The 23,362-nt window shown below is 47.3% G+C and carries 19 protein-coding genes; 10 read left to right on the plus strand and 9 right to left on the minus strand.

Annotated elements, in window-relative coordinates; translation table 11 throughout:
* Positions 1–119 precede the first annotated feature (119 nt).
* The gene (gene ileS, locus NKU06_RS02000) at positions 120–2,903 is read left to right on the plus strand and encodes an isoleucine--tRNA ligase (protein WP_254731955.1); all 2,784 of its coding nucleotides are present in this window, start codon (positions 120–122) and stop codon (positions 2,901–2,903) included.
* Positions 2,896–3,420 carry a signal peptidase II gene (gene lspA / locus NKU06_RS02005; protein WP_254731957.1) on the plus strand — a complete coding sequence of 175 codons (525 nt, stop codon included), beginning with the start codon at positions 2,896–2,898 and terminating at the stop codon, positions 3,418–3,420. Before ileS ends, lspA begins: the two co-directional genes overlap by 8 nt.
* Positions 3,421–3,485: 65 nt before the next feature.
* Here the strand turns inward: lspA and NKU06_RS02010 are convergent, their stop codons facing one another.
* Positions 3,486–4,148: a LysE family translocator gene (locus NKU06_RS02010; RefSeq protein ID WP_254731959.1), complete on the minus strand. Its 663-nt coding sequence runs from the start codon at positions 4,146–4,148 to the stop codon at positions 3,486–3,488.
* 105 nt (positions 4,149–4,253) lie between these two features.
* Here NKU06_RS02010 and NKU06_RS02015 point away from each other — a divergent pair, with 105 nt between their 5' ends.
* Positions 4,254–4,745 (plus strand): peptidylprolyl isomerase, encoded by a 492-nt coding sequence (locus NKU06_RS02015; protein WP_253224136.1) that lies wholly within the window; start codon positions 4,254–4,256, stop codon positions 4,743–4,745.
* 80 nt (positions 4,746–4,825) lie between these two features.
* Here the strand turns inward: NKU06_RS02015 and NKU06_RS02020 are convergent, their stop codons facing one another.
* Positions 4,826–5,602: a 1-acyl-sn-glycerol-3-phosphate acyltransferase gene (locus NKU06_RS02020; protein ID WP_254731961.1), complete on the minus strand. Its 777-nt coding sequence runs from the start codon at positions 5,600–5,602 to the stop codon at positions 4,826–4,828.
* A 204-nt stretch (positions 5,603–5,806) separates the two neighbouring features.
* The gene (locus NKU06_RS02025) at positions 5,807–6,292 is read right to left on the minus strand and encodes a peptidylprolyl isomerase (protein WP_253224138.1); all 486 of its coding nucleotides are present in this window, start codon (positions 6,290–6,292) and stop codon (positions 5,807–5,809) included.
* A gap of 225 nt (positions 6,293–6,517) precedes the next feature.
* On the opposite strand from NKU06_RS02025, the gene NKU06_RS02030 reads away from it, so the two are divergent.
* Positions 6,518–8,296: a M61 family metallopeptidase gene (locus NKU06_RS02030; protein ID WP_254731963.1), complete on the plus strand. Its 1,779-nt coding sequence runs from the start codon at positions 6,518–6,520 to the stop codon at positions 8,294–8,296.
* Positions 8,297–8,519: 223 nt separating this feature from the next.
* Complete coding sequence (locus tag NKU06_RS02035; RefSeq protein ID WP_254731965.1) at positions 8,520–8,747, plus strand: hypothetical protein; 228 nt, start codon at positions 8,520–8,522, stop codon at positions 8,745–8,747.
* A gap of 42 nt (positions 8,748–8,789) precedes the next feature.
* On the opposite strand, the gene NKU06_RS02040 is transcribed toward NKU06_RS02035, so the two are convergent.
* Complete coding sequence (locus NKU06_RS02040) at positions 8,790–9,512, minus strand: pseudouridine synthase (RefSeq protein ID WP_254731967.1); 723 nt, start codon at positions 9,510–9,512, stop codon at positions 8,790–8,792.
* Between the two features lie 122 nt (positions 9,513–9,634).
* Positions 9,635–11,698: an OmpA family protein gene (locus NKU06_RS02045; protein WP_254731969.1), complete on the minus strand. Its 2,064-nt coding sequence runs from the start codon at positions 11,696–11,698 to the stop codon at positions 9,635–9,637.
* A gap of 298 nt (positions 11,699–11,996) precedes the next feature.
* Between NKU06_RS02045 and NKU06_RS02050 the strand changes: the two genes are divergently transcribed.
* Positions 11,997–12,602, plus strand: coding sequence for a rhomboid family intramembrane serine protease (locus NKU06_RS02050; RefSeq protein WP_253224144.1), 606 nt, complete (start codon positions 11,997–11,999; stop codon positions 12,600–12,602).
* 43 nt (positions 12,603–12,645) lie between these two features.
* On the plus strand, positions 12,646–13,515 hold the full coding sequence (locus NKU06_RS02055) for a PhzF family phenazine biosynthesis protein (protein ID WP_254731970.1): 870 nt from the start codon (positions 12,646–12,648) through the stop codon (positions 13,513–13,515).
* A gap of 28 nt (positions 13,516–13,543) precedes the next feature.
* Here the strand turns inward: NKU06_RS02055 and NKU06_RS02060 are convergent, their stop codons facing one another.
* Together NKU06_RS02060 and ccmA are read right to left on the minus strand one after the other, a co-directional pair.
* Positions 13,544–14,218, minus strand: a complete 675-nt coding sequence (locus tag NKU06_RS02060; RefSeq protein ID WP_254731971.1) for a heme exporter protein CcmB — start codon at positions 14,216–14,218, stop codon at positions 13,544–13,546.
* Positions 14,215–14,862, minus strand: a complete 648-nt coding sequence (gene ccmA / locus NKU06_RS02065) for a heme ABC exporter ATP-binding protein CcmA (protein WP_254731972.1) — start codon at positions 14,860–14,862, stop codon at positions 14,215–14,217. Before ccmA ends, NKU06_RS02060 begins: the two co-directional genes overlap by 4 nt.
* Positions 14,863–15,060: 198 nt before the next feature.
* Between ccmA and NKU06_RS02070 the strand changes: the two genes are divergently transcribed.
* Together NKU06_RS02070 and NKU06_RS02075 are read left to right on the plus strand one after the other, a co-directional pair.
* Positions 15,061–15,798 carry a hypothetical protein gene (locus NKU06_RS02070; protein WP_254731974.1) on the plus strand — a complete coding sequence of 246 codons (738 nt, stop codon included), beginning with the start codon at positions 15,061–15,063 and terminating at the stop codon, positions 15,796–15,798.
* A gap of 85 nt (positions 15,799–15,883) precedes the next feature.
* A complete protein-coding gene (locus NKU06_RS02075; protein WP_254731976.1) occupies positions 15,884–16,786 on the plus strand; it encodes a histone deacetylase in 903 nt (300 codons plus the stop codon).
* A gap of 37 nt (positions 16,787–16,823) precedes the next feature.
* Here NKU06_RS02075 and NKU06_RS02080 read toward each other — a convergent pair whose 3' ends face one another.
* Positions 16,824–18,509 carry a phosphoethanolamine transferase gene (locus NKU06_RS02080; RefSeq protein ID WP_254731978.1) on the minus strand — a complete coding sequence of 562 codons (1,686 nt, stop codon included), beginning with the start codon at positions 18,507–18,509 and terminating at the stop codon, positions 16,824–16,826.
* 124 nt (positions 18,510–18,633) lie between these two features.
* Entirely contained in the window at positions 18,634–21,549 is a 2,916-nt protein-coding gene (locus NKU06_RS02085; RefSeq protein WP_254731988.1) for a valine--tRNA ligase, read from the minus strand.
* Positions 21,550–21,871: 322 nt separating this feature from the next.
* On the opposite strand from NKU06_RS02085, the gene NKU06_RS02090 reads away from it, so the two are divergent.
* On the plus strand, positions 21,872–23,353 hold the full coding sequence (locus NKU06_RS02090) for a DASS family sodium-coupled anion symporter (RefSeq protein ID WP_254731990.1): 1,482 nt from the start codon (positions 21,872–21,874) through the stop codon (positions 23,351–23,353).
* Positions 23,354–23,362: the final 9 nt, after the last annotated feature.

The raw sequence follows: 23,362 nt of genomic DNA on the forward strand, positions 1-23,362 counted from the left end.
TCATCATCTACCCCAGACCACCACATTCATTGCCATAAGTTGCCGATTATCCTTTGTAACTTACATCATTTTGGCTTATAATAAGGAGTTTATTAAAATTTTCCAGCAGCGAGATACTCATGAGCGAGCCAATCGATTATAAAAACACCCTAAATCTTGCCGATACCGCCTTTGCCATGCGTGGTGACCTTGCCAAGCGTGAACCGCAATGGCTTGAACAATGGCAAAAAGACGATGTCTATGGACAGATTCGTAAGGCTCGTCAAGGTCGCAAAAAATACACCCTACACGATGGCCCGCCGTATGCCAACGGTCAAATCCACCTAGGCCATGTGGTCAATAAAGTCCTAAAAGACATCATCGTCAAATACAAAACTCTAGACGGCTATGATGCACCATATGTGCCAGGCTGGGACTGTCACGGTCTGCCAATCGAACAAAAAGTCGAAGGCCTACTGGGTAAAGTCGGTCAAGAAAAAGACGGCCGCATCATCTCATCGACCGAATTTCGTGGCGCTTGCCGTGACTACGCCAAAAGCCAAATTGCCCTACAAATGGCGGATTTCAAACGCCTAGGTGTGCTTGGCGACTGGGAAAATCCATATCTGACGATGAATTTTCAAACCGAAGCCGATACCGTACGAGCACTTGCCAAAATCTATGAAAACGGTCACATCGTTCGTGGCATGAAGCCTGTCAACTGGTGTCTAGACTGTGGCTCTGCTTTGGCTGAAGCTGAAGTCGAATACGAAGACAAAACTTCCGATGCCATCTATGTCGGCTTTGATATTGTCAATCGTGAAACTCTGGCACAGACTGCCAACATCACAGGCAGCCTGCAAGCAGTGATTTGGACAACGACGCCATGGACGCTGCCTGCCAACCAAGCCATTAGTGCACACAGCGAGCTTGACTATGCCATCATCTCATCGGGTGATCGTCATTTTATCGTCGCCAAAGATCTGGTCGAAGACTTTGCCAAAGCTATCGCTTTGGACGATTTTGCCATCGTCACGACCGTCAAAGGCAGCAAGCTTGATACCCTAAAAGCCCAGCACCCATTGATTGCTGAGCGTCAAGTGCCAATCATCCTAGGCGATCATGTCACAGCTGATAGCGGTACAGGTCTTGTACATACCGCTCCAGCACACGGTGTCGATGACTATAATGTCGGCCGTGCGTACAACCTACCGACCGAAAACCCAGTCGCAGGCAACGGTGTCTATCTACCTGAAGCCAAAGTATTCGTCGGAGAGCACATCTATAAAGCTCAACCAAAAATCATCGATACACTCAGCCAAACAGGTCATCTACTGGCACACAACAAAATCCGCCACAGCTATCCGCACTGCTGGCGACATAAGACACCGATTATTTTCCGAGCAACGCCACAGTGGTTTATCAGCATGGAAGCCAAAGGCTTGCGTGAACAAGCTTTAAAAGACATTCCTGAAGTCATCTGGACGCCAGCATGGGGTCAAAACCGCATCGAGTCGATGATGAATGGTCGCCCTGACTGGTGCATCAGCCGTCAGCGTACTTGGGGTGTGCCGATTCCGTTCTTTATCCACAAGGACTCAGGCGAGCTACATCCACGCACTTTTGAGCTGATGGAAGAAGTTGCCAAACTCATCGAACAAGGTGGCGTGGAAGCATGGTTTGATGCTAGTGCCGAAGCGTTTATCGGTGCTGATGCTCAAGAATACAACAAATGCACCGACACACTTGATGTGTGGTTTGACTCAGGCTCAACCAACTTTGCCGTATTGGCTAGCCGTGATGAATTATCAAACCCTGCCGATCTATACCTAGAAGGCTCTGATCAGCACCGTGGTTGGTTCCAGTCATCGCTATTGGTCAGTGAATCCATCTATGGTCGCCCGCCATACAAGCAAGTGTTGACGCACGGTTTCACCGTCGACGCCAAAGGTCATAAACTGTCCAAATCCAAAGGCAATACCAAAGGCTTTGAGCCATCTGACATCGCCAATAAGCTAGGTGTGGACATTCTGCGTCTGTGGGTCGGCTCATCAGACTATCGCTATGAGATGGCGGTGAGTAAAGAAGGCTTTGACCGTACGACCGATATGTATCGCCGTATCCGTAACACCATCCGATTCTTACTTGCCAATACCGATGACTTTGATCCAGCAAGCGATTTAATCGATGCTGACAAGCTTGTCAGTCTAGATAAATTCATCCTAACTCGCGCCAAGGCTGTCCAAGACGAAATCATCAACTCATACACCAATATGGACTTCCACCAAGTCTGCCAAGCAGTGATGGGCTTTTGTTCTCAGGATTTGGGCGGATTTTATTTGGATATCATCAAAGACCGCACCTACACCACTCGTGCAGACGGTCATCCACGCCGTTCGGCACAGACTGCCTTGTATCACATTGCTCATGCACTACTGCGCTGGATTGCACCGATTTTATCATTCACCGCCCAAGAAGCATGGCAAGTGCTCAAAGGTACGGACGGCTATATCTTCACCGCTGAATGGTATGAGCTGCCAACGCCTGCGATGACTGACATCTCAAGCGATGAATGGCAAGCCATCGTCGATGCCAAAGACATCATCAATAAAGCCATCGAAGATGCACGCACCGACAAGATTATCAGCAGCAACCTGACTGCCAAAGTCGCCATCACTGCACCTGCCCAGACTGCCGAGATTTTGGCAAAATTAGGCGATGAGCTTCGCTTTGTCTTCATCACCAGTGATGCCACTGTCAATACAGGTGATGCGCTGTCTGCTGTCATCACCCCTGCTGATGGTAGCAAATGTGTCCGCTGCTGGCATATCCGCACCGATGTCGGTCAAGACAGCAGCCATCCTGAGCTATGCACCCGCTGCATCGAGAACTTAGACAATGGCGAGGTACGCCACTATGCCTAATGTCAACCAAACCCCAAATGGCAGCAAGGCAATGGGATACTATCTTATTGCCATCGTCGTGCTTGTGCTAGATCAGATCAGCAAATACTATTTTAAATTTGCCTTTGAAGAAGGTGATACGGTGAGCGTCATTGAGCCTGTGCTCAACTGGACTTTGGCGTACAATCGTGGTGCTGCCTTTAGCTTTTTGGCAGATCAAGCAGGTTGGCAAAAGTGGTTCTTTGCAATCTTAGGTCTTGCTGTATCAGGCTTTATCATCGCCTATCTGCGTAAAGTGCCGAAGGGTGCTGGTGTGCTAAGCCTAGGGCTTGCGATGGTGCTGGGTGGTGCGATGGGCAATGTCATCAACCGCATCATTCACGGTTATGTGATTGATTTTATTCATGTGCATTATGCCGATGTGTGGAATTATCCGATTTTTAATATCGCCGATATCGGTATCTGCGTGGGAATGATGCTCGTGGTTTATGATATGCTGTTCTTAGAAAAGAAACGCACACTTGGGCAAGACCTGTAAGACAATCAAAAAGGCTTAATCAGATGGATTAAGCCTTTTTATTCATCAAATCCCTGCATTCATACTCAATCGGACACCGCAACTTTTGCACCCATCAACACAAACACCGCACCCGAGCCAATATCCATATAACGCTTAGCTTTTTGACTGGTGAGTAGCTTGGATAATACTGTGCCTGCCAACATCGCCAAAGCCACAAGCCATACCGCCGAGATTATGGCATAAACCACACCAAGTAGCAGGTAGGCAACAGCATTATCCACTTGTGTCGCCACAATAAACTGCGGAAAAAACGCCAAGAAAAACAGTGCCACTTTGGGATTGAGCACATTAGTCAGTAAGCCTGAACGATAGGCTTGCCATGCACTGATGGGGATGGTGTTGCTAGAGCTATGGATGGCAAGCCTAGTTGGATTTTTGATAGCATGATAAATCGCCATCACACCCAGATACACCAAATATGCCGCGCCCAAATATTTAATCATGCTAAACAGCATCGCTGATTTGGCGACAATCGCTGCCAGCCCCACGGCCGCAAGCACCGTATGCACCAGCACGCCGCTTGCCACACCAAGTGCCGCCATCGAGCCGATATGCTTATCATAGCCAATGGCACGATTGAGCACAAACACCGTGTCAATCCCTGGTGTCATCGCAAAAATAATCGTCGCCGTCACAAAGGTGGCAAATTCTTTGATACCAAAGTGCAAAAGCAGCTCGCCAAACATGGTCAGTCCTTTTTTTGGAAACTGATTCACATTTTGCAAGTTTTGGTGGTGAATGTCAATGGATATTATGCTAAACTAAGGCAATTTTTGAGACAGTGTTTGACTATGAATACACCAATTTTACCCAATGAAGAAGTGCGTATCGCACATGGCAGTACAGTCAGTCTGCATTTTGAAGTCAGCCTACCAAATGGTACTGTCATCGACTCCACCTTTGACCGCCCTGAGCCTGTCAGCCTAACCATCGGTGACGAAAGCTTGCTTGCCGGTTTTGAAAAGGTACTGATTAACCTAAAAGCTGGCGATACTCGCACTGCCCACTTGCCTGCCGATGAAGCCTTTGGGCAATGGAATAGCGAAAATGTACAGAGCTTTGCCCGTGCACAGTTTGCTCTATCCGAGCCAAATCCTGTCGTCGGTATGATGATGGAGTTTGCCGATAAAGGTCAAAATTCACTCGTGGGCGTCATCAGCGAAGTCAATGACGATACCGTAAAAGTGGATTTTAATCACCCATTGGCAGGTCAGGAAGTGCTGTTTAAGGTACAGATTTTTAAGGTTACACCAAAAGGCGAAGTCGGTGTTCAATTAAGATGATTTGCACACCACTCACAAACAAAAACCCAGTTCACTGAACTGGGTTTAGTTATATCACCATCAAACTAAGCAAACTAAGCCTAAGCCGTCAGCACTCGGCTATGTAATTCGGCAAGCCCTGCTTCCATTGATTTTTGCAGCTCATCAGTAAGTGTGCGGATGTCTTTACCTGCAGGATCGATTGGTGACAGTGGTAGTACATGGGCAGTGATGCCTTTTGAATCGGCGACTTTTTTTAGGCTATCAGCCATCGAACGCTCGCCATAATATGCCGCATCATCAGACAGCTTGCCATCTTTATCGACATACGCAACCACCATTGGGCAAATAGGCAGACCTGTATCGATGGCAGATTTGAGCAGTTTGCCATAGATTTTTTTGATTTGTTTGCCATCTGTGGTGGTTGCTTCAGGGAAAAACACCACCGACGAACCCCCTTGCAAAAACGCGGTGATCTGATCAGACACTGAGCCTGCATCACCCGAGCCGCGCTTGATGAACAGCGTGCCGCCTGCTTTGGCAAGTCGCCCAAAAATCGGCCACTCACCGATCTCAGCTTTTGATAAGAAAAACACAGGCGCGACCGACCCCACCACAGGAATATCAAGCCACGACACATGATTACTCACCCACAGTCCATGCGTCTGCGGTACTGGCTCAACCTGCACGACATTCACCCCAAATGAGCCTGCCATACGACGGCAAAATTCCTGAACATAAGGCGACAGCTTGGCACGAGACACATCACCACCAAATGCACCGACTTTTTGGGCAGCACGAAAGCCACCGACCAAGGTGCTGGTCATGCCGATGATTTTTTTACTGCGGTTGTATTGGGTGCGGATAAAACTTACCATAATCATTCCACTGATGAATTTACAGTGTACAAGCCTAAACCCAAATGCCAAAAAAAGCAAGTGTTTTTGGTGAACGGTTATTCACTTTTTGTAACTGCTGCGGTTTTGGATTGTTGCAATAAAAATCGCCCAAGCATTCACTTGAGCGAGATTGGATTTGTCATGATGATCAGACTAAATGATCAGATAAAATCATCGGACAAATCAGTGATGATGACCACCTACACCATGCGCATGACCGTGTGCGATCTCATCAGCTGTCGCTGCACGCACTTCCACGATCTCAACATCAAAGGTCAGCTCAACGCCTGCCAGCGGATGGTTGCCATCAACCACAACCACTTCATCATTGACATCTTTAACAGTCACCAGCATCACATGACCATCGTCAGTTTGTGATTGGAACTGCATACCCACTTCGATATTGTCCACGCCTTGGAAATTGGCGCGTGGCACTTCTTGTACCGCTTCTGCGATGTACTCACCATAGGCTTCTTCTGGCTTAACAGTGACTTTGAATTTGTCGCCTGCTTTTTTGCCAGTCATTTCTTTTTCAAGACCTGGGATGATGTTGTGATGACCGTGTAGATAAGCCAATGGCTCGCCTTGAGATTGGTCAAGGGTCTCGCCTTTATCGTTGGTCAATGTGTAGTTAAACTTTACAACGGTATCATTTGCGATAGTTGTCATAGGGATTCCTTACAAAATTGTGCCACGCCTGCCACAGGTCAAATACCCGATGCATTAAATGGCAAAAATTGGTGTCTATTATAACAGAAGTTTGGCAATTTTGCCGTTTGGTTACAAAAAAGTCGTTACAAGCTGTAAAATTGTGGCGCAAGGTTTGAAAATCAAGTGCAGTTTGTTATGATACTGCTGTTTGTTTACCGTTTATTTTGACCGGAGGGGAAGATGATGAGCATACAGTATCGTTTGGATTTTGGCCGTTTTTATGATCATTTGTGCGATGTGACCATGCAGTTTAACAGCGCAGAAGATGCGCCAAGTTTATCCATGGTGACTTGGATTGCAGGCAGTTATTTGATTCGTGAATTTGCCAAAAATATCACTCAGGTTAGTTATACGATCGCAGGTGATGACCGTGTTTATCGCGCCAATAAATCTGATAAGCACACCTTTAGGCTCGACCATGCCAAAGCAGGCGATGCTATCACGGTACAGTATGAAATCTATTGTCATGATTTATCAGTGCGTACGGCATTTGTCGATCAGCAGCGGATTTTTGGGAATTTTAGCTCTTTATTATTGTTAATTAAAAATAATCAATTCACCCCTGCTACTATTGAGTTATTTTTATCTAAGAATTTTACTAATATTCATAAAAACTGCAGCATCGCCTGCGGTCTGCCACACGATATCAAGCATGGTGATGACGGGCTGACTTATCAATTTGCCGCGATGCCAAGCTTTGAGTATTTGGATTATCCGTTTGAGATCGGTACGCAAGATAAATTTGGCTTTGATGTGCGCGATCATGCAGGGCAAAGCATCCCCCACCGCGCGTTCATCGCAGGTCGCCATCAGGCAGATTTGACAAGGCTTAGCCACGATTTACAAAAAATCTGCCAAGCTTACATCGATTGGCTTGGCAGCGCGCCGTTTGCTGATTATACCTTTATGACGATGGTCACGGGCAATGATTATGGTGGGCTTGAGCATATCAACTCCACCGCACTGGTCAGTCCGCGCAGTGATCTGCCGAGTGCTGCTGAGCCTGCCGTGCCATCGAGCGATTATCAGCGCTATCTGGGTCTGTGCAGCCATGAATATTTCCACGCGTGGTGGGTGAAGACTGTTAAGCCTGATGTGATGATTGACAACCCTTTGATTGATGAAGCTTATACACCACTGCTGTGGGTATTTGAAGGATTTACATCGTATTTTGATGATTTGATGCTGCTACGCGCAGGCGTGATTGATAAAGACAGCTATCTAAAATTATTAGCAGCACAAATCAATCGCTATCTACAGACCGATGGCAAAGCCCATCAAAGCGTCGCAGAATCAAGCTTCGATACTTGGATCAAACTGTATCGCGCCGATGAGAATACCGCCAATCAAGGGGTGAGCTATTATAACAAAGGCGCACTGGTGGCGTGGCTATTGGATGCAACTTTACTTGAAAATTCTGATGGTAAATACCGCCTGTTCGATGTGGTCAAGGCATTCTATGAGCGCGCGCACGGCAAGCCTTATGGCATGACGACCGACAGCCTTGATGAAGTCATTAGTGAGATGATGGGCAAAGATCAGTGGCAGGCATTTTATCAAGACTATGTCATCGGCACAGCGCCGCTACCGGTCGGTGAGACTTTGGCGAAATTTGGTATCGATATCAAAGCAAGCACACAGACCAAGCCTTGGGGTATGACGCTAGACGAAAAAGCAAGTGGCTTAAAAATCAAGCACTTACATCGCAACAGCCAAGCAAGCAAAGCAGGCTTAAGCTTTAATGATGTCATCATCGCCATCGATGGGCTAAAAGCAAGCAGCGCGCTGTTAAACCGCCAAATCGCCCTACAAAATACCACAGGGCAAGCGGTGCAAGTACACGCATTTCGTCGCGATGAGCTGATGACTTTTGATGTCCTAACAGCTGATGATGACACGCCTGCGACCACGCATAAGCAAATGAGCCTAAGCGGTGATGGTGGTGCGTGGTTGGAGTTTTGATTAAGCACATGATGATTTCCAAGCCAATTGTGCAACAAAATTTACAAAATGCACTTATAACCACTCCCAAACACTTGCAAACTCACAAATTGAATTTACAAGTTTTTGGTTTAATATACGCATCAAGTCCACTATCGGTCTTGATGCTTATTTTATAGGAAATATCATGTCAATCAAACAACTTATCACCGCATTTACCTTATCAGCATTTACTTTGACCGCAATGGCTGCACCACAAAACGCACAACCTACCAAACCAGAAACTGCACAAACCGTTCAAAAACAAGCTAAGAAAACTGACCATCAGTCTGAAAAACAAGCCAAAAAGAAAACCAAGAAAGCTGAGCAAAAAATGAAAAAACAAAACAAAAAGCCAGTAAAGAAAAAGCTTTCACAAGAGAAAAAACCAACAAACAAAATCGCTGAACAAGCGAAAAAGCAAGTAAAATAATTTTCTGACAAAAGACGCCAATTTAAAATATGGCGTCTTTTTTTATCCACCAAACTTCGGTGGTCTTGGGCGTTTGGCAGATTTTCGGTTGTTTTTAAATGCTTTGGCGGTATGACCGACAGGCTTTGTGGTTGCAGGCTTTGGTGTGTTGTCACTGATGCCCATTTTGGCAAGCTCATCGGCGGACAAGCTAAGCGTGCGATACTCCCCGACTGCCAAATCACCAAGCGTCCATGTGCCGACTTGATGACGAATCAATCGCAAGCACGGCAAGCCCACATGAGCGACCATGCGTCGCACTTGGCGGTTCTTGCCTTCGATGATACTGATGGCAAGCCAAGCGGTTGGAATGCTTGCCCGGCTGCGAATCGGTGGCGTACGCGCCCACAGTGTGATGGGCAGCTCATCATCAGCTAGATGCTTGACGGTCGCGGGCAGCGTTTTACCATCTTTTAGCATCACGCCTGATTGCAGCGCGTGAATCTGCTCAGCACTGGGAATGTTCTCAACTTGCACCAGATAAGTCTTGGCGTGCTTAGCATTGTATTTGGCATTGATGGCGGTGGGCGGCGTGGTGATGGCATGATTGAGCACGCCATGATCGGTCAAGACAAGCAAGCCTTCAGAATCCTTATCCAATCGCCCTGCCACACGCAGCGATTTGTCCGTGAAAAAATCTGCCAAAGTCGCCATGCCGTCATGCTCTTTGCGAAATTGGCTATGTACGCCATAAGGCTTGTTAAATAAAATTACCGTCGCTGTCATTATTTGCTCTTTTTGGTACTTATTTGACCAAAATCATCTCTGTGCGTATGCGATACGCCCTTATAATAAAAAACCAAGCGATATGATACCGCTTGGTTTTGTTTTATACAATGCTGAATCGATTATTTTGCCAATACTGAAAATTCGATACGGCGGTTTTGGAAGCGACCTTGCTCGGTGGCATTGGTGGCTACTGGTTGATCAGGGCCGACGCCAGCAGTTGCTAGACGAGCGGTATCCACACCTTTTGATACTAGGTAATCACGCACCGCGTTAGCACGAGATTCTGACAGTTTTTTGTTCATGTCAGCATTGCCTTGGCTGTCGGTGTGACCTGTGATTTGCAGGCCTGCGTCTTTCAGTTCAGCCATTTTTGCCACAGCCAAATCAAGGATGGCTTTGTTTTCAGCTGGGATTTCGCTTGAGCCTGATGCGAAGTTGATGATCTGCATATTCAACGCCTTGACCAAGTCTTCAGCGGTAGAATCTGCGGTTAGCGCTTCTAGTGCAGCTTTGGCTGAAGTGTTGCCTGCAGCAGCGGCCGCAGCAGCATCAAGCTTAGGCTCAGCTTCGACGACGAAATCAGCAGGTACAGCAGCTTTAGCCGCTTCAACAAGCTTCGCCACAGTCACTTCATCAGCTGCATTAAAGCGGATGGTCTTGTCTTCGATGCTCACGCTGGCATTTGGCACGCCTTTCATCACGCCCAGGATGGCAGGCAGCTGCTCGGCAGCCGATAGGGTCGCTGCGTGCGCAGTATCGACATTGGCTTGGCAAGCATCTGCACCAAAGGCAGCGCTCAGTGCTGATTTGATACCAGTGATCACACCTTCTTCACCAGCGGTCGCTGCGCATGAATCGATGGCATTGCCCGTAGCGTCAGTTGCGATGGTGACTTTGGCTGGTGCAGCATTGGCATTGGCAGCAGCCGCGTCGCCTTGAGCGGCATCAGCTTGTGGATTTAGTAGTGATTCGATGGTACCTGCTTGTACATCAAAGTCAGCAGGAACGATGCCTTTGGCTTGCTCGACAAGCTTAGCCACTGTTGCATCATCCGCACCGCCAAAGCGCACTGCTTTATCCGCGATGCCCAAAGTAGCATTTGGCACGCCTTTGATTAAGCCAAGTAGCGCAGGTAGATGTGGCTCAGCCGCCATGCTGTCAGCGCGGTCGGTCGCGGTGTTCAGCTCACATTTATCGGCAGTGAATAGACCTGCGATGGCAGCGCGGATGTTGCCCACCAAGCCTTCAGAGCCAGCTTGTGCAGTACATGATGCGATGGCTTGACCGGTGCTGTCCATAGTGACGCCAAGTACGGCTGGATTGACCGCAGTTGCTGCGCTGCTTGCGCCTGCTTCTTGTGCCACTGGTGCAGCGACTGGCGCTGGTGAATCTTGGCAGCTGCGCAGTAGTAGCCATGCTAGACCCGCAAAGATTAATAGACCGATGATCGGCAGCAAGCTTTTTAAGAAGCCGCCTTTTTTCTCTTCGGTCACGACTGTAGAAGTATCGACATGGGTCGCAGTTGGCGCAGCAGCAGCTTTTGGCTCAGCTTTGTCGCTATTGATGTCAGCAGCTTTGACAGCGGTAGCAGCGACGGCAGCAGCACCTGCACCGACAGCAGCGGTAGCAGCAGCCACTGGCGCGATTGATGATTTGTCTTCGGTAGCTTGGGCAACTGGAGCTACAGCGTCAGTGGTAACAGCGGTGTTTTTGATGATGCCATTTGCCAAAGTCGCACCGCCTGCCAATAGACCCGCTGGCAAAAATGCACTTGCCCATGCTGGCAATACACCATTAAAGCCTTGTAGTGATGATTTGACGAACTGTGCCACTGGCGCACCGCCTGCAAGTTCTTCGATTTTTGCAAAGCTGTGCGCCGATGCTGCGCCTGTGATCGCTGATACAGTTTCACTTGATACGCCAAATTCTTGTGCGAATTTTGCAATCATTGACTGCGTGTCATTGCCCATGACCGCACCCAGTAGCGCTTGACCATAGTCCACTGTCTCATCAGATACCGCTTGTGCCGCAGTAACAGTGCCAGCGTCTGCTAGGCGCGCTGCGAACAGCGGATAAAATACTGACAAAATGCCTGCTTTGGCATCGTTACTACCCACCACATCCTTGGTCATGGCAAGTACATAAGGGGTCACAAATTCGCTTAATTTGGCGATCAGGTTCATAATAGCTCCACTGAAATAAAAAAGTTTAACCACAAAAAATCGGCAAGTTAAGCATCATTGCCCTTTTGCCGTGAAACATCTGCGATATATTGTGACTGATTTTTGAACAAGATAAAAGGGTTTGCAACAATTAACAAACACAATCCATTGATTTTTCATCTTTTTTGGAAAAACTGTTACAAAACTCATGTAAAACTTACCAATACTCACCGATTCAGCCGCCATTTCTGCCAAGACGGTTGGTTTTTGTGCGTGTCGTGCTATACTACGGTAATTTTTTATTATTAAGTTTAATGCCATGAATCATACCACCGCCATTATCATCATTACTGTTATCATTAGTATCGCCGCTTGGCAATCGCGTCCGCTGTTTGAGCGGTTGATTTTTTGGCCGCCCGCGATCAAAAAAGGTCAAATCGACCGCCTATTAACGCACGGATTTATCCATGCTGATGGGATGCATTTGCTGTTTAATATGTTTACGCTGTACTTTTTTGGGCGGGTGATTGAGCAGTTTTATATCAGTCGCTTTGGTAGTCTTGGCTTTGTCGGCTTTTATGTGCTGTCGATCATCGCCGCGATCATTCCGACTTATCTTGCCCAAAAGGACAACGCGCGCTATTCAAGTCTTGGTGCATCAGGCGCAGTCTCCGCGGTGCTGTTTGCGTTTATCTTGTTTGCACCGTGGGAGACTTTGTATTTATTTGCTATCATTCCCATTCCTGCGATCATCTTTGCCGCCGCTTATGTGGCGTATAGCATCTATGCCGATCGCCGCGGCGGTAGCACAACCAACCACTCAGCGCATCTATTCGGCGCGGTCTTTGGTGTAGTAGCGACGATCGCAATCGAGCCAAAGCTTATCATGCATTTTATCAATGCACTGCTTAATCCGTCGTTTTGATGGATTGATGGATAAACTTGATGGGTGAACTTACGAGATTTTGATGACAAAACTACCCTATTATCTGGTCAATGTTTTTGCCGAGACGCATTTTGGCGGCAATCCTTTGGCGGTATTTACCAATGCTGCCATGCTAAATGATACCCAAATGCAAGCGATTGCCAAGCAGTTCAACTTAAGCGAAACGGTGTTTATTCAGCCAAGTAATGATGATCATGTGGTGGCAAATTTGCGGATTTTTACACCCAATTATGAAATGCCCTTTGCAGGTCATCCGACACTGGGTGCAAGTTTTGTATTATCACAGCTTAATAATCTGCCCGATCAATTTATCATCAATACTCAAGCCAAAGCCGTACACATCCACCGAGATGATGTACAAATTTTCTTAACCATCAGCGGCTTTGAAGTTACGCCCTGTCAAGTTAGTCAAGCTTATCTGGCTGATGTTTGCCAAATTAATTCAAATAAAATCAATTATCTGGGTTATTTTGTCAATAGTGGTACAACGCAGTTTTTGCTACAATTAGACAGCTTAGATGACTTATTGCACGCCAAGATCGATTTGATAAAATTACAAGAATTATTCGCCAAGCACTACCCTGATACAAGTGCTGAGCCGTCAATTTATCTGTGGCATCAAGATGAATATTGTGAAGAAATCATTTACTCAAGAATGCTGTTTGAACAAGATGGCATCATCATCGAAGACACTGGCACAGGCTCTGCGTGCGCCAATCTTGGGGTGTATCTGATTCATCAAGGACTGACACCGACACGGAAAACCATCCATCAAGGCGATCATTTGGGGCGCGCCAACCGCTTGTATTTAAATATCGATGCGGCGCAGAATATCCAAGTCGGCGGACGCGTGGTGATGGTGGGCACTGGGGAGTTTTGGCTGGATGGGTGATTTTTGATTGGATAAAACTCAATCAAATTCAATCCGACCACGCCATTTTTAGCACCTGCGCGACCACCCACGGCGTCACCAGTACTGCGATGATACTACCTGCTGCAAGCAGCGCCAATGTCGGCAAGCCATTTAATCCTGTAGCGTGCAAATCCACCGCGCCAGTAGCGAAAATCAGCACTGGCAGCTGCATGGGTAGCGCAATCAGCGGCACAAGCACCGCGCCATTTTTCAGTGTCAATGTCAAGCTACTGGCAATGGCAGACAGCGCAAGCAATAACGGCGAGCCGATGATAATAGAAAGCGCAAGTATCGCCGCATCAGCAGCATTCATGCCAAACAGCACAATTACCAACAGCGACAGCACCGCTACCACCCCTGCACTGAACAGCCAATGCACCATCAACCGCGCCAGCACCCACACAGACAGCGGCGCACCTGCTACCACCATTTGCGCAAGCGTGCCATTATCAAATTCACCGCGAAATAAATCATCCACCCCGATCACAAGCGCAATCAGCGCCGCAATCCACACCGCTGATGGCGCAAGGCGTAATAACAGATTCGGCTCGCTACCGATGGCAAGCGGAAACAGCGTAATGATAAGCAAAAACAGCACCAATGGAAACAGCCACTGCACCGCACCCTGTCTTTTGATCTGCCATTCGCGCGCAAGCATGGTCATAAAAGCCTGAGTCATCATAATGCAAACTCCGCCAAATCAAGCGTGCAAGTCGCCGCATAGGTCGCTTGGTGACTGGTCATCAGCACCGCGCCACCTGATTTGGCAAATGCCGCAATGCGGCTTTCTAAGTGCGCGACCATCGCCACATCGAGCGCGGTCAAAGGCTCATCAAGCAGCCAAAATGGTGCGTGCACCACATCCAGCACGAACAATCGCGCAAGCCCCACACGGCGCATCTGCCCTGCTGACAACTGCGTACAGCTGACATCTTCAAGACCATCCAAACCCACGCAAGATAACGCCTGCTCAATCATCGCCGCGTCCGCATCCACACCATACAGCGACAATAAAAAGCGTAAATTCTGCTCAACGGTCAAAGCCGCACTGATGCCCAACTGATGCGAAACATAGACGCACGCGCCACTCATGCGCGCCTTGCCCGTCGTGATGGGCAGTAGCCCTGCGATTTGGGATAACAGCGTGGTTTTGCCCAAGCCATTTTCACCGATCAAATGACAAACATCGCCTGCATACAGCGTTTTATTCACCGCTTGGCACAGCAAAAAATCACCGCGCTGCACATCGACATGATCAAGGTGCAAAATCGGTGAACGACTAAGCGCATCAGCGGTTTGAGCGTCAAATTCGGTGGCGTTTGTCATGAATACCTAATAAATATCCCGTTGTCATGAAAGTCTTGGCAAAATAAATCAATCTGCCTATCATACCAAAAAACCGTATTGATTGCTGAAGTTTTGTTTCATACGGATTAAAAAACCCTGCCGCCATCAGTTAGCACTACCGATTTGGGCAAAAATTTGTTATGCTAATGGCTGAATCATACCGTATCGATACATTTCATGAAATTATTTAAAAAAATTGCACAGTTTATTAGTGATAAATTAGCCACAACCGAACCAAAACCGCAGCCACAATCACAGTCAATTCCAGTGAACGACGCTGCCGATGACACCGCCCATCAAGCAGACACACTCAATAGCACGGACAGCCACACAGGCAGCCACCCCATCACCGATGAACTGATGGTATTTTTGGATGCGCACAACTGGAAATACGAACACCGCCATGCCAACACCGCAGATGGCTATACTGTCGTACCACAGATTCATCATCTGATCGTGCCATTTAGTGATAAAGATGCTGAGTGGACTTGCGTGTTTCGTATCAATGAACGCACGCAGCTGGTGTCGATTTTTGGGATTTTGCCTGAAGTTGTGCCCCAAAGTCACTTTGCGCCGATGACGATGGCAATCGCAATGGCGAATCTTGGCATTCCTTTTGGCAGCCTAGAGCTTGACCCTACCGATGGCGAAGTGCGCGCCAAGATCAGCTTTGATGCTGAATTTACACCGATGACCGATAAGGCATTAGGCTGTCATCTACAAGGCTTAGCAAGCTTAACCGAACTTGCCCAAAAAGCTTATGATGATGTGCTGAGCGACCCTGAACCCAGTCTTATTTTATTAGATTATCTACATTTTCATCCTGAGCATTTTATTGATTCTGCTGAGCATTCGACCGATGCCAATGCTGTGCGTACGGTAGAATTTTTTGAACCAACTGATCAGTATCAATAAATTTAGTTTTTATTTTTACAAATTTATTGTGTCAAATTAATAATAACAATTGATTATAAAATTATTTAACTTATCAAAAAATACCATGCTAAAAATCGCCCATTCGCCCATTTTTTGTCACGCCGTGCCTGATGGTCATCGCTTTCCGATGGCGAAATATCGCCTACTGCCCGAGCGACTGCTTGCTGATGGTATCATTAGGGCAGATGATATATTTGCACCGCAGCTACTATCTGCCGATGAGATTTTGACCACGCACACGGCAGAGTACTGGCATAAGCTTGAGACACAAGCCTTGAGCGCAAAAGAAGCACGCGCTATTGGTTTGCCAATGTCGCCCGAGCTAGTGCTGCGTGAGCGCTATATTTGCCACGCTACTTATGAATGCGCCTTGTACGCCAAGCAGTACGGCATCAGCTTATCGACATCGGGCGGTACGCATCATGCCTTTGCCGATCGCGGTGAAGGCTTTTGTGTGATGAATGACATCTGTGTGGCGAGCAATTTATTGCTGAAACGCAATCAAGCGAAGCGGATTTTGATCGTGGATCTTGATGTTCATCAAGGCAATGGCAATGCGGCGATCATGGCGGATAATCCTGCGGTCTTTGTCTTTAGTATGCATGGTGAGAAAAATTATCCTTATCATAAGCCAAAATCCGATCTGGATATTGCCCTAGCTGATGATACTGGTGATGATGAATATTTAGAAATTTTAAGCAATACCCTACCAAAAATCATCGCAGAGTTTACCCCTGATATGATCTTTTATCAAGCGGGTGTCGATGTGCTGGCAGTGGATAAACTGGGTAAATTATCGCTGACGCTGGACGGCTGCTATCAGAGCGATGAGATCGTACTGACGATGGCACATCAGCTTGGCATTCCTGTTGCGGTGGTGATGGGCGGCGGCTATGCGCCTGATATTGATGTCATCGTGCAGGCGCATATGGGCGTGTTTGGGGTGGCACGATCACTCATCGGCTAAATATTTAACTGATAATCTTCTGACAACTTATTGTTTTTTATTCAGTTTTTTTATTATTTTGCCAATATGGAAATTTTGCTTTCGGAGCAAATTGATAAGCATGATCCGACCACGGCAAGGGCTGACCTGACTTGGTCAAAATACCCATGCGCATCAGCATATGGTTATTGAGCTCAGCGGTATCCACCAATCTGCCTTGCTCAATGCCTGTGCGCGCATTCGGCGAGTTTTGCCAGACGATCAACGGCACCTTGTAACCTGCTTCACTATGATCACTATGCCCTGCATAATCCTTGACATGACCGACTTCATTACCATGATCGGACACAAAGGTCAGGCTTTGATTATCCGCTGTGTCATTTTTTAGCTGTTTTAAAATCTCGGCAAACATCCAGTCTTGGTACAAAATACTGTTGTCATATTCATCACGCGCCTGTCTGGTCAGACTGCCAAAATTCTGCCGATCAAAATGCGCATCAATCTGATCTGCCCCTTTATTATCATCAGGAAACCGCTCAAAGCGATCGGGATAACGCGCCGAATAATTGGGATGTGCGCCAATCAGATGTAGGATGATAAGCTTTTTGGTATGCGTATCAGCCAAGGCATTGTGTAGATGTGGTAACAATCCTTCATCTTTTGAAAAACTACTGCGACCACTTAAGCGATTGTGATAAATCGCCACATCTGCCAATGAACCAAACAGCGATGACAAATAACTGTCATCTTGATTGCTGATCCAATAGGTCTGATAACCTGCTTGCTTGGCGTGGGTAAGTAGGCTCTGTGTCGGCACGAACTTCGGCGCGCCTGCCGGCATATCGGTCAATAATGCCTTGATGGCATTGATCGTCGTCGCGTACGGTGAATACGCCTTACAATAGACCATCAGCTCATTTTGTAGCGCGCTGATATGTGGCGTGGTATCGCGCGGATAGCCACAAATGCCGAAATTCTCACTGGTCAAACTCTCAGTGATGGCAATGATGTGCGTCTGCGTGTGGCGATCATCAGTTGCGATGATATCACTGATTGCTTGCTGCTGCCATCGCTTGTGCCAACGCTGATGTAGCTTAAGCTCATCTTGAAAATCCACAATCTTGGCATAATAATTGTACCAAAAAAATATGGGTGCATTTTTGCGATTGGGCTTAGTGGTATAAGCTGCAACACACAAGATGACAAACAACACAAACAAGGTCTTATGTGTCCAAGTTGGTTTGGCAGACACATAGCTATCAACATCAAAATATCGCAGCAGCATCCAAAAATAGCCATACAAGCAAACACACAGCAATACGATTAAAAATGCAATCTTGTGCCAATGAAACTGCACAAATTCCATCGCTTCAAGCCGTGTGGTGTTCGCCACCGCCTGAACGATAAAAAACGCATCGATACTACTGTCAAAAACCGCCCAGCTTGCGGACAATACCGTACTATGTACCGCAAATATCAGCCACCATACAACACTCAGAGTACCGTATAATAAGGTTTTGTGATGATAAATGCCGTGCGCACGATATACTTGGATAAATACAAGCGTCGGATAAATGCCTATAAGTGATAAAACAAACAAACGCACGCCTATGCTTGCTGATTGATAATACCCAAGCAAGCCACCAAGCACTATGGCGGGCAGCAGTAACAGCAACAAATTAATGCTGTTCTTACCACTGAAAAATCGGGCGCGGCGATAGCTTGATGTAGGGGTGAGTTTCATTGATTGCCTTAACTATCTTTATCAAATCCATTGATTACAACCGCCATCAGTGGCAGATGGCGGTCATGGGTCTTTATCAAGGAAATTATGCCAAAAGAGCAATAATCATTTATAAAACAATAGCTTATAAACTCTCGAGCTGCACAACCTGCTTAGCGATCTCAGCAAGCTGAGTGTTTAGCTCATCAAGCTTGGCCTTCTCGGCGGCGACCACCGCTTCTGGGGCTTTTGCCACAAAGCCTTCGTTTGATAGCTTGCGAGCGATGCCATCGGCTTGAGCTTGTAGCTTCTCAGAGACTTTGGCTAGGCGGTTTAGCTCTGCTGTCGGGTCAATGAGTCCTTTCATCGGTACCAGCACCTTGACCTGCCCCACCATGCTCGATGATGATAGCGGCACTTCATCACTGTCAGCGACGATAGTCAGCGTCTCAACTTTTGCCAATGCCTTGAACTGATTTGCGATACGGCTTAGCGATGCTTGCTCAGCGTCATTCACGCCTTGTAGTAGCACCGGCAGACGCACAGCATTACCCAGCTTCATCTCACCACGGATGTTACGCACTGCACCGATGAGCGCCTGTAGCCATGCCATATCCTGCTCGGTCTCACGACTGATGTCATCGGCATTGATTGCAGGGAAATCGGCGATAACGATACTGTCAGTCGTCTTACGATCAATCAGCGGTGCAACCGTCTGCCATAAACTCTCAGTCAAGTACGGCATGATCGGATGGGTAAAGCGCATCGCAACCTCAAGCACATGAATCAGCACATAGCGAATCTGTGCTTTTCGATCATCACTAACACTGTCGTCATTGAGTGCTGATTTGGCAAGCTCGACATACCAGTCACAATACTCATTCCAAATAAACTCATAAATCGCTTGGCTCATCAAGTCAAAACGATAAGTCGCCATCGCCTCATGGATGCTTGTGATGGTTGAATTTAGGCGGCTCATGATCCATTTTTCAGGCAGCTCCCACAGCTGTTTGTTGGCAGCTTTATCAATTGGTAGCTCATTGCCCACTTTGTCCACGCAGTTCATCAGTACAAAGCGAGTGGCGTTCCAGATCTTATTACAGAAGTTGCGGTTGCCCTCGATACGCTTGATGTCAAAGTTAATATCACGGCCAGTGCTGGCAAGGCTTGTAAAAGTAAAACGCAGTGCATCAGTACCAAATGCTTCGATACCATCAGCGAATTCTTTGCGGGTTGCTTTTTCGATTTTGGCAGCATCTTTTGGATTCATCAGCCCCGTGGTACGCTTAGCCACTAGGCTTTCTAGATCAATACCATCGATCAGATCAATCGGGTCGAGCACATTGCCCTTTGACTTACTCATCTTTTGACCTTGACCATCACGCACAAGACCATGCACATAGACGGTCTTGAACGGCACTTGTGGCGTGCCATCAGCATTTTTGACAAAATGCATGGTTAGCATAATCATACGAGCCACCCAGAAGAAGATGATATCAAAGCCAGTCACCAGTACACTGGTCGGATGGAAAGTCGCCAGTGCCTTGCCGTCATCGGCATCATTACCCCAATCCAGCGTGCTAAATGTCCACAGACCTGAGCTAAACCAAGTATCTAGCACATCTTCATCTTGACGCAAGGCGACATCGGCAGACAGATTATATTTACTGCGTACTTCAGCTTCATCATGTGCCACATAAATACCACCCTTATCGTCATACCACGCAGGGATGCGATGACCCCACCACAGCTGACGGCTGATGCACCAGTCTTGGATATCACGCATCCACGCCATGTACATATTCTTGTACTGGGCAGGCACAAACTCAATGCGACCATCTTCGACCGCTTCGATGGCAGGCTTGGCTAGCGCATCGATGGCGACATACCATTGGTCGGTCAAATACGGCTCAACAATCTCGCCACTGCGATCACCTCGCGGTGCTTTGAGTGCGTGCGGTTCGATTTTTTCAAGCCAGCCTTGAGCTTCGGCATCTGCCACCAGTTTTTTGCGAGCATCAAAACGAGCCAGACCTGCATAATCAGATGGTGTCGTCTCAAGCGTTGGCTCACGCTGAGTTAGGCTCTCATACACCTGCATATCTGCTAGGATGTTGGCGTTTTTGTCAAAGATATTAATCAGTGGTAGATTGTGGCGTTTGCCGACTTCATAGTCATTAAAATCATGTGCAGGGGTGATCTTGACACAGCCTGTGCCAAAGTCTTTTTCGACATAAGTATCCGCTACGATCGGTACGATACGGCCAGTGATCGGCAGGATGATATTTTGTCCGATTAAGTGTGCATAGCGTTCATCTTCAGGATGTACCGCCACCGCTGTATCACCAAGCAAAGTCTCAGGGCGTGTGGTCGCTACAACAAGATAATTTTGGCCATCTTTGGTGGTAAGATCTTGATTTTCAAAGAAATATTTAAAGTTCCACAATGAGCCTTGTTCGTCATGGTTTTCAACTTCAAGATCAGACAACGCTGTCTCAAGTTTGATATCCCAGTTCACCAGACGCTTACCACGATAAATCAGCCCGTCATCATACAGCTTGACGAATACATCTTGCACAGCTTTTGACAGACCTTCATCCATCGTAAATCGCTCACGGCTCCAGTCCACCGATGAGCCTAGGCGACGGATTTGGCGAGTGATGTTACCACCCGATTCGCTTTTCCACTCCCACACTTTGTCTAGGAATTTTTCACGGCCCAGATCGTGGCGTTTGATGCCCTGTAGGCCAAGCTGACGCTCAACAACCATCTGCGTCGCAATACCTGCATGGTCAGTGCCTGCTTGCCATAGCGTGTTATAGCCCATCATACGATGATAGCGAGTCAGCGTATCCATGATGGCATTATTAAAGCCATGCCCCATATGCAGTGAGCCTGTGACATTCGGTGGTGGCAAGGCGATAGAGAAGGCTTTTGACTTGCTATAATCAGGCTTAAAATAACCTGCATTCTCCCAACCTTGATACATCCCTGCTTCGATCTCGGCAGGATTATAGGCGGAAGATAAGCGATCTAGTGCGGTTTGGATACTGTTAGTCATGAGAATGGTAAACCTTTATAAGTGCAAAGTTTTTTGGTTCAAAATACAATAAAAAATACTGATTATTTTAGCAAGTTTTCTTGGATTTGTGGGGATTTTTATTGAAAATACTTCATCGTCCATCGCCAAAAATTTGTCTAGCATTTTTATAGAAAATGATTTTGCAAAAATAATAGCAATCCCTTACTTTTTGTGGGTGATTTTTTGTTGTATAATGCTTGTAAAATTTGATAACAAAAGCGCAATTTGAAGGAAGTTGTCATCACGGCTTCTTTTTTATTTTTATAATAACAACTTGCCATAAATTCACATCAGGTGACTTATGAATAATTCTGTGAATAATTCTAAATTAGGCTTTAAGCCCATTCCGATGGCGATCGCCATTGCACTGGCTGCCATCATCTTTTTTATCCCTACTCCTGATGGCGTATCGGCACAAGCTTGGGGACTGCTTGCGCTGTTCGTCGGTGTCATCGCTGCCATCATCGGCAAAGCCATGCCCATCGGCGCACTGTCGATCATCGCCATCATGCTCGTTGCCATCACGGGCATCACTGTCGCTGACGGTAAAGCCGACGCCGCCATGAAAGATGCACTGTCAAGCTTTGCCAACCCATTGATTTGGCTGATCGGTGTGTCAATCATGATCTCGCGCGGTCTATTAAAAACAGGCTTAGGCGCGCGTATCGGCTATCTATTCATCGCCGTCTGGGGCAAAAAAACCATTGGCATCGGCTACAGCCTTGCTTTATCAGAGCTGATCTTGGCACCTGTAACGCCAAGTAATACCGCACGCGGCGGCGCGATCATGCATCCAATCATGCGCTCAATCGCCCAAAGCTACGACTCAACGCCTGAGAAAAACACCGAAGGCGTGATGGGCAAATACCTTGCGCTGGTTAATTATCACAGCAACCCAATCAGCTCAGCGATGTTCATCACCGCCACCGCACCAAACCCGATGGTGGTCAATATCATCGCTGAAAGTCTGGGCAGTGAGTTTCGCCTAAGCTGGAGCCAGTGGGCGATTGCGATGCTGGTACCGGGTTTGATCGCCTTTATCGTTATGCCGATCGTGCTGTATTTTATGTATCCACCGACCATCAAAAATACGCCGAACGCTGTACAATTTGCCAAAGATAAGCTTACCGAAATGGGCCCGATGAGCCGCGATGAGAAAATCATGTTTGTCATCTTTGGGATTTTGCTTGCGTGTTGGGCAGGCATTCCAAAGCTACTATTTGGCTTTGATATTGATGCGACCGCCACGGCATTTTTGGGCTTAAGCTTGCTATTATTGACAGGTGTTTTGACTTGGGATGACATCACCTCAGAAAAAAGTGCGTGGGATACCATCGTGTGGTTCTCAGCCTTGATCATGATGGCGACTTTCTTAAATAAACTTGGTTTAATCACTTGGTTTAGCCAAAGTCTAGAAACAGGCATCAGTGGCTTAGGCTTAAGCGGTATGACAGCAGGCTTGTTGCTACTGGTGGCTTATATGTACGCGCACTATATGTTCGCCAGTACCACAGCGCACATCACAGCGATGTTCGGCGCGTTTTTGGTGGCAGGCATCGCTCTAGGCGCACCGCCAATGTTCTTTGCACTTGCGATGGCAGCCGCGTCCAACATCATGATGACCTTGACACATTATGCCACAGGCACATCACCAGTCGTCTTCGGCTCAGGCTTTGTGGGGCTTGGTGAATGGTGGAAAGCAGGCTTTGTGATGAGTGTGGTCAATCTGATCATCTTCTTGGTCATCGGCGGTCTGTGGTGGAAAGTGCTGGGTTATTGGTAATTTCCCCTT

This window comes from Moraxella sp. FZLJ2109 (assembly GCF_024296965.1).
Lineage (GTDB): Bacteria > Pseudomonadota > Gammaproteobacteria > Pseudomonadales > Moraxellaceae > Moraxella.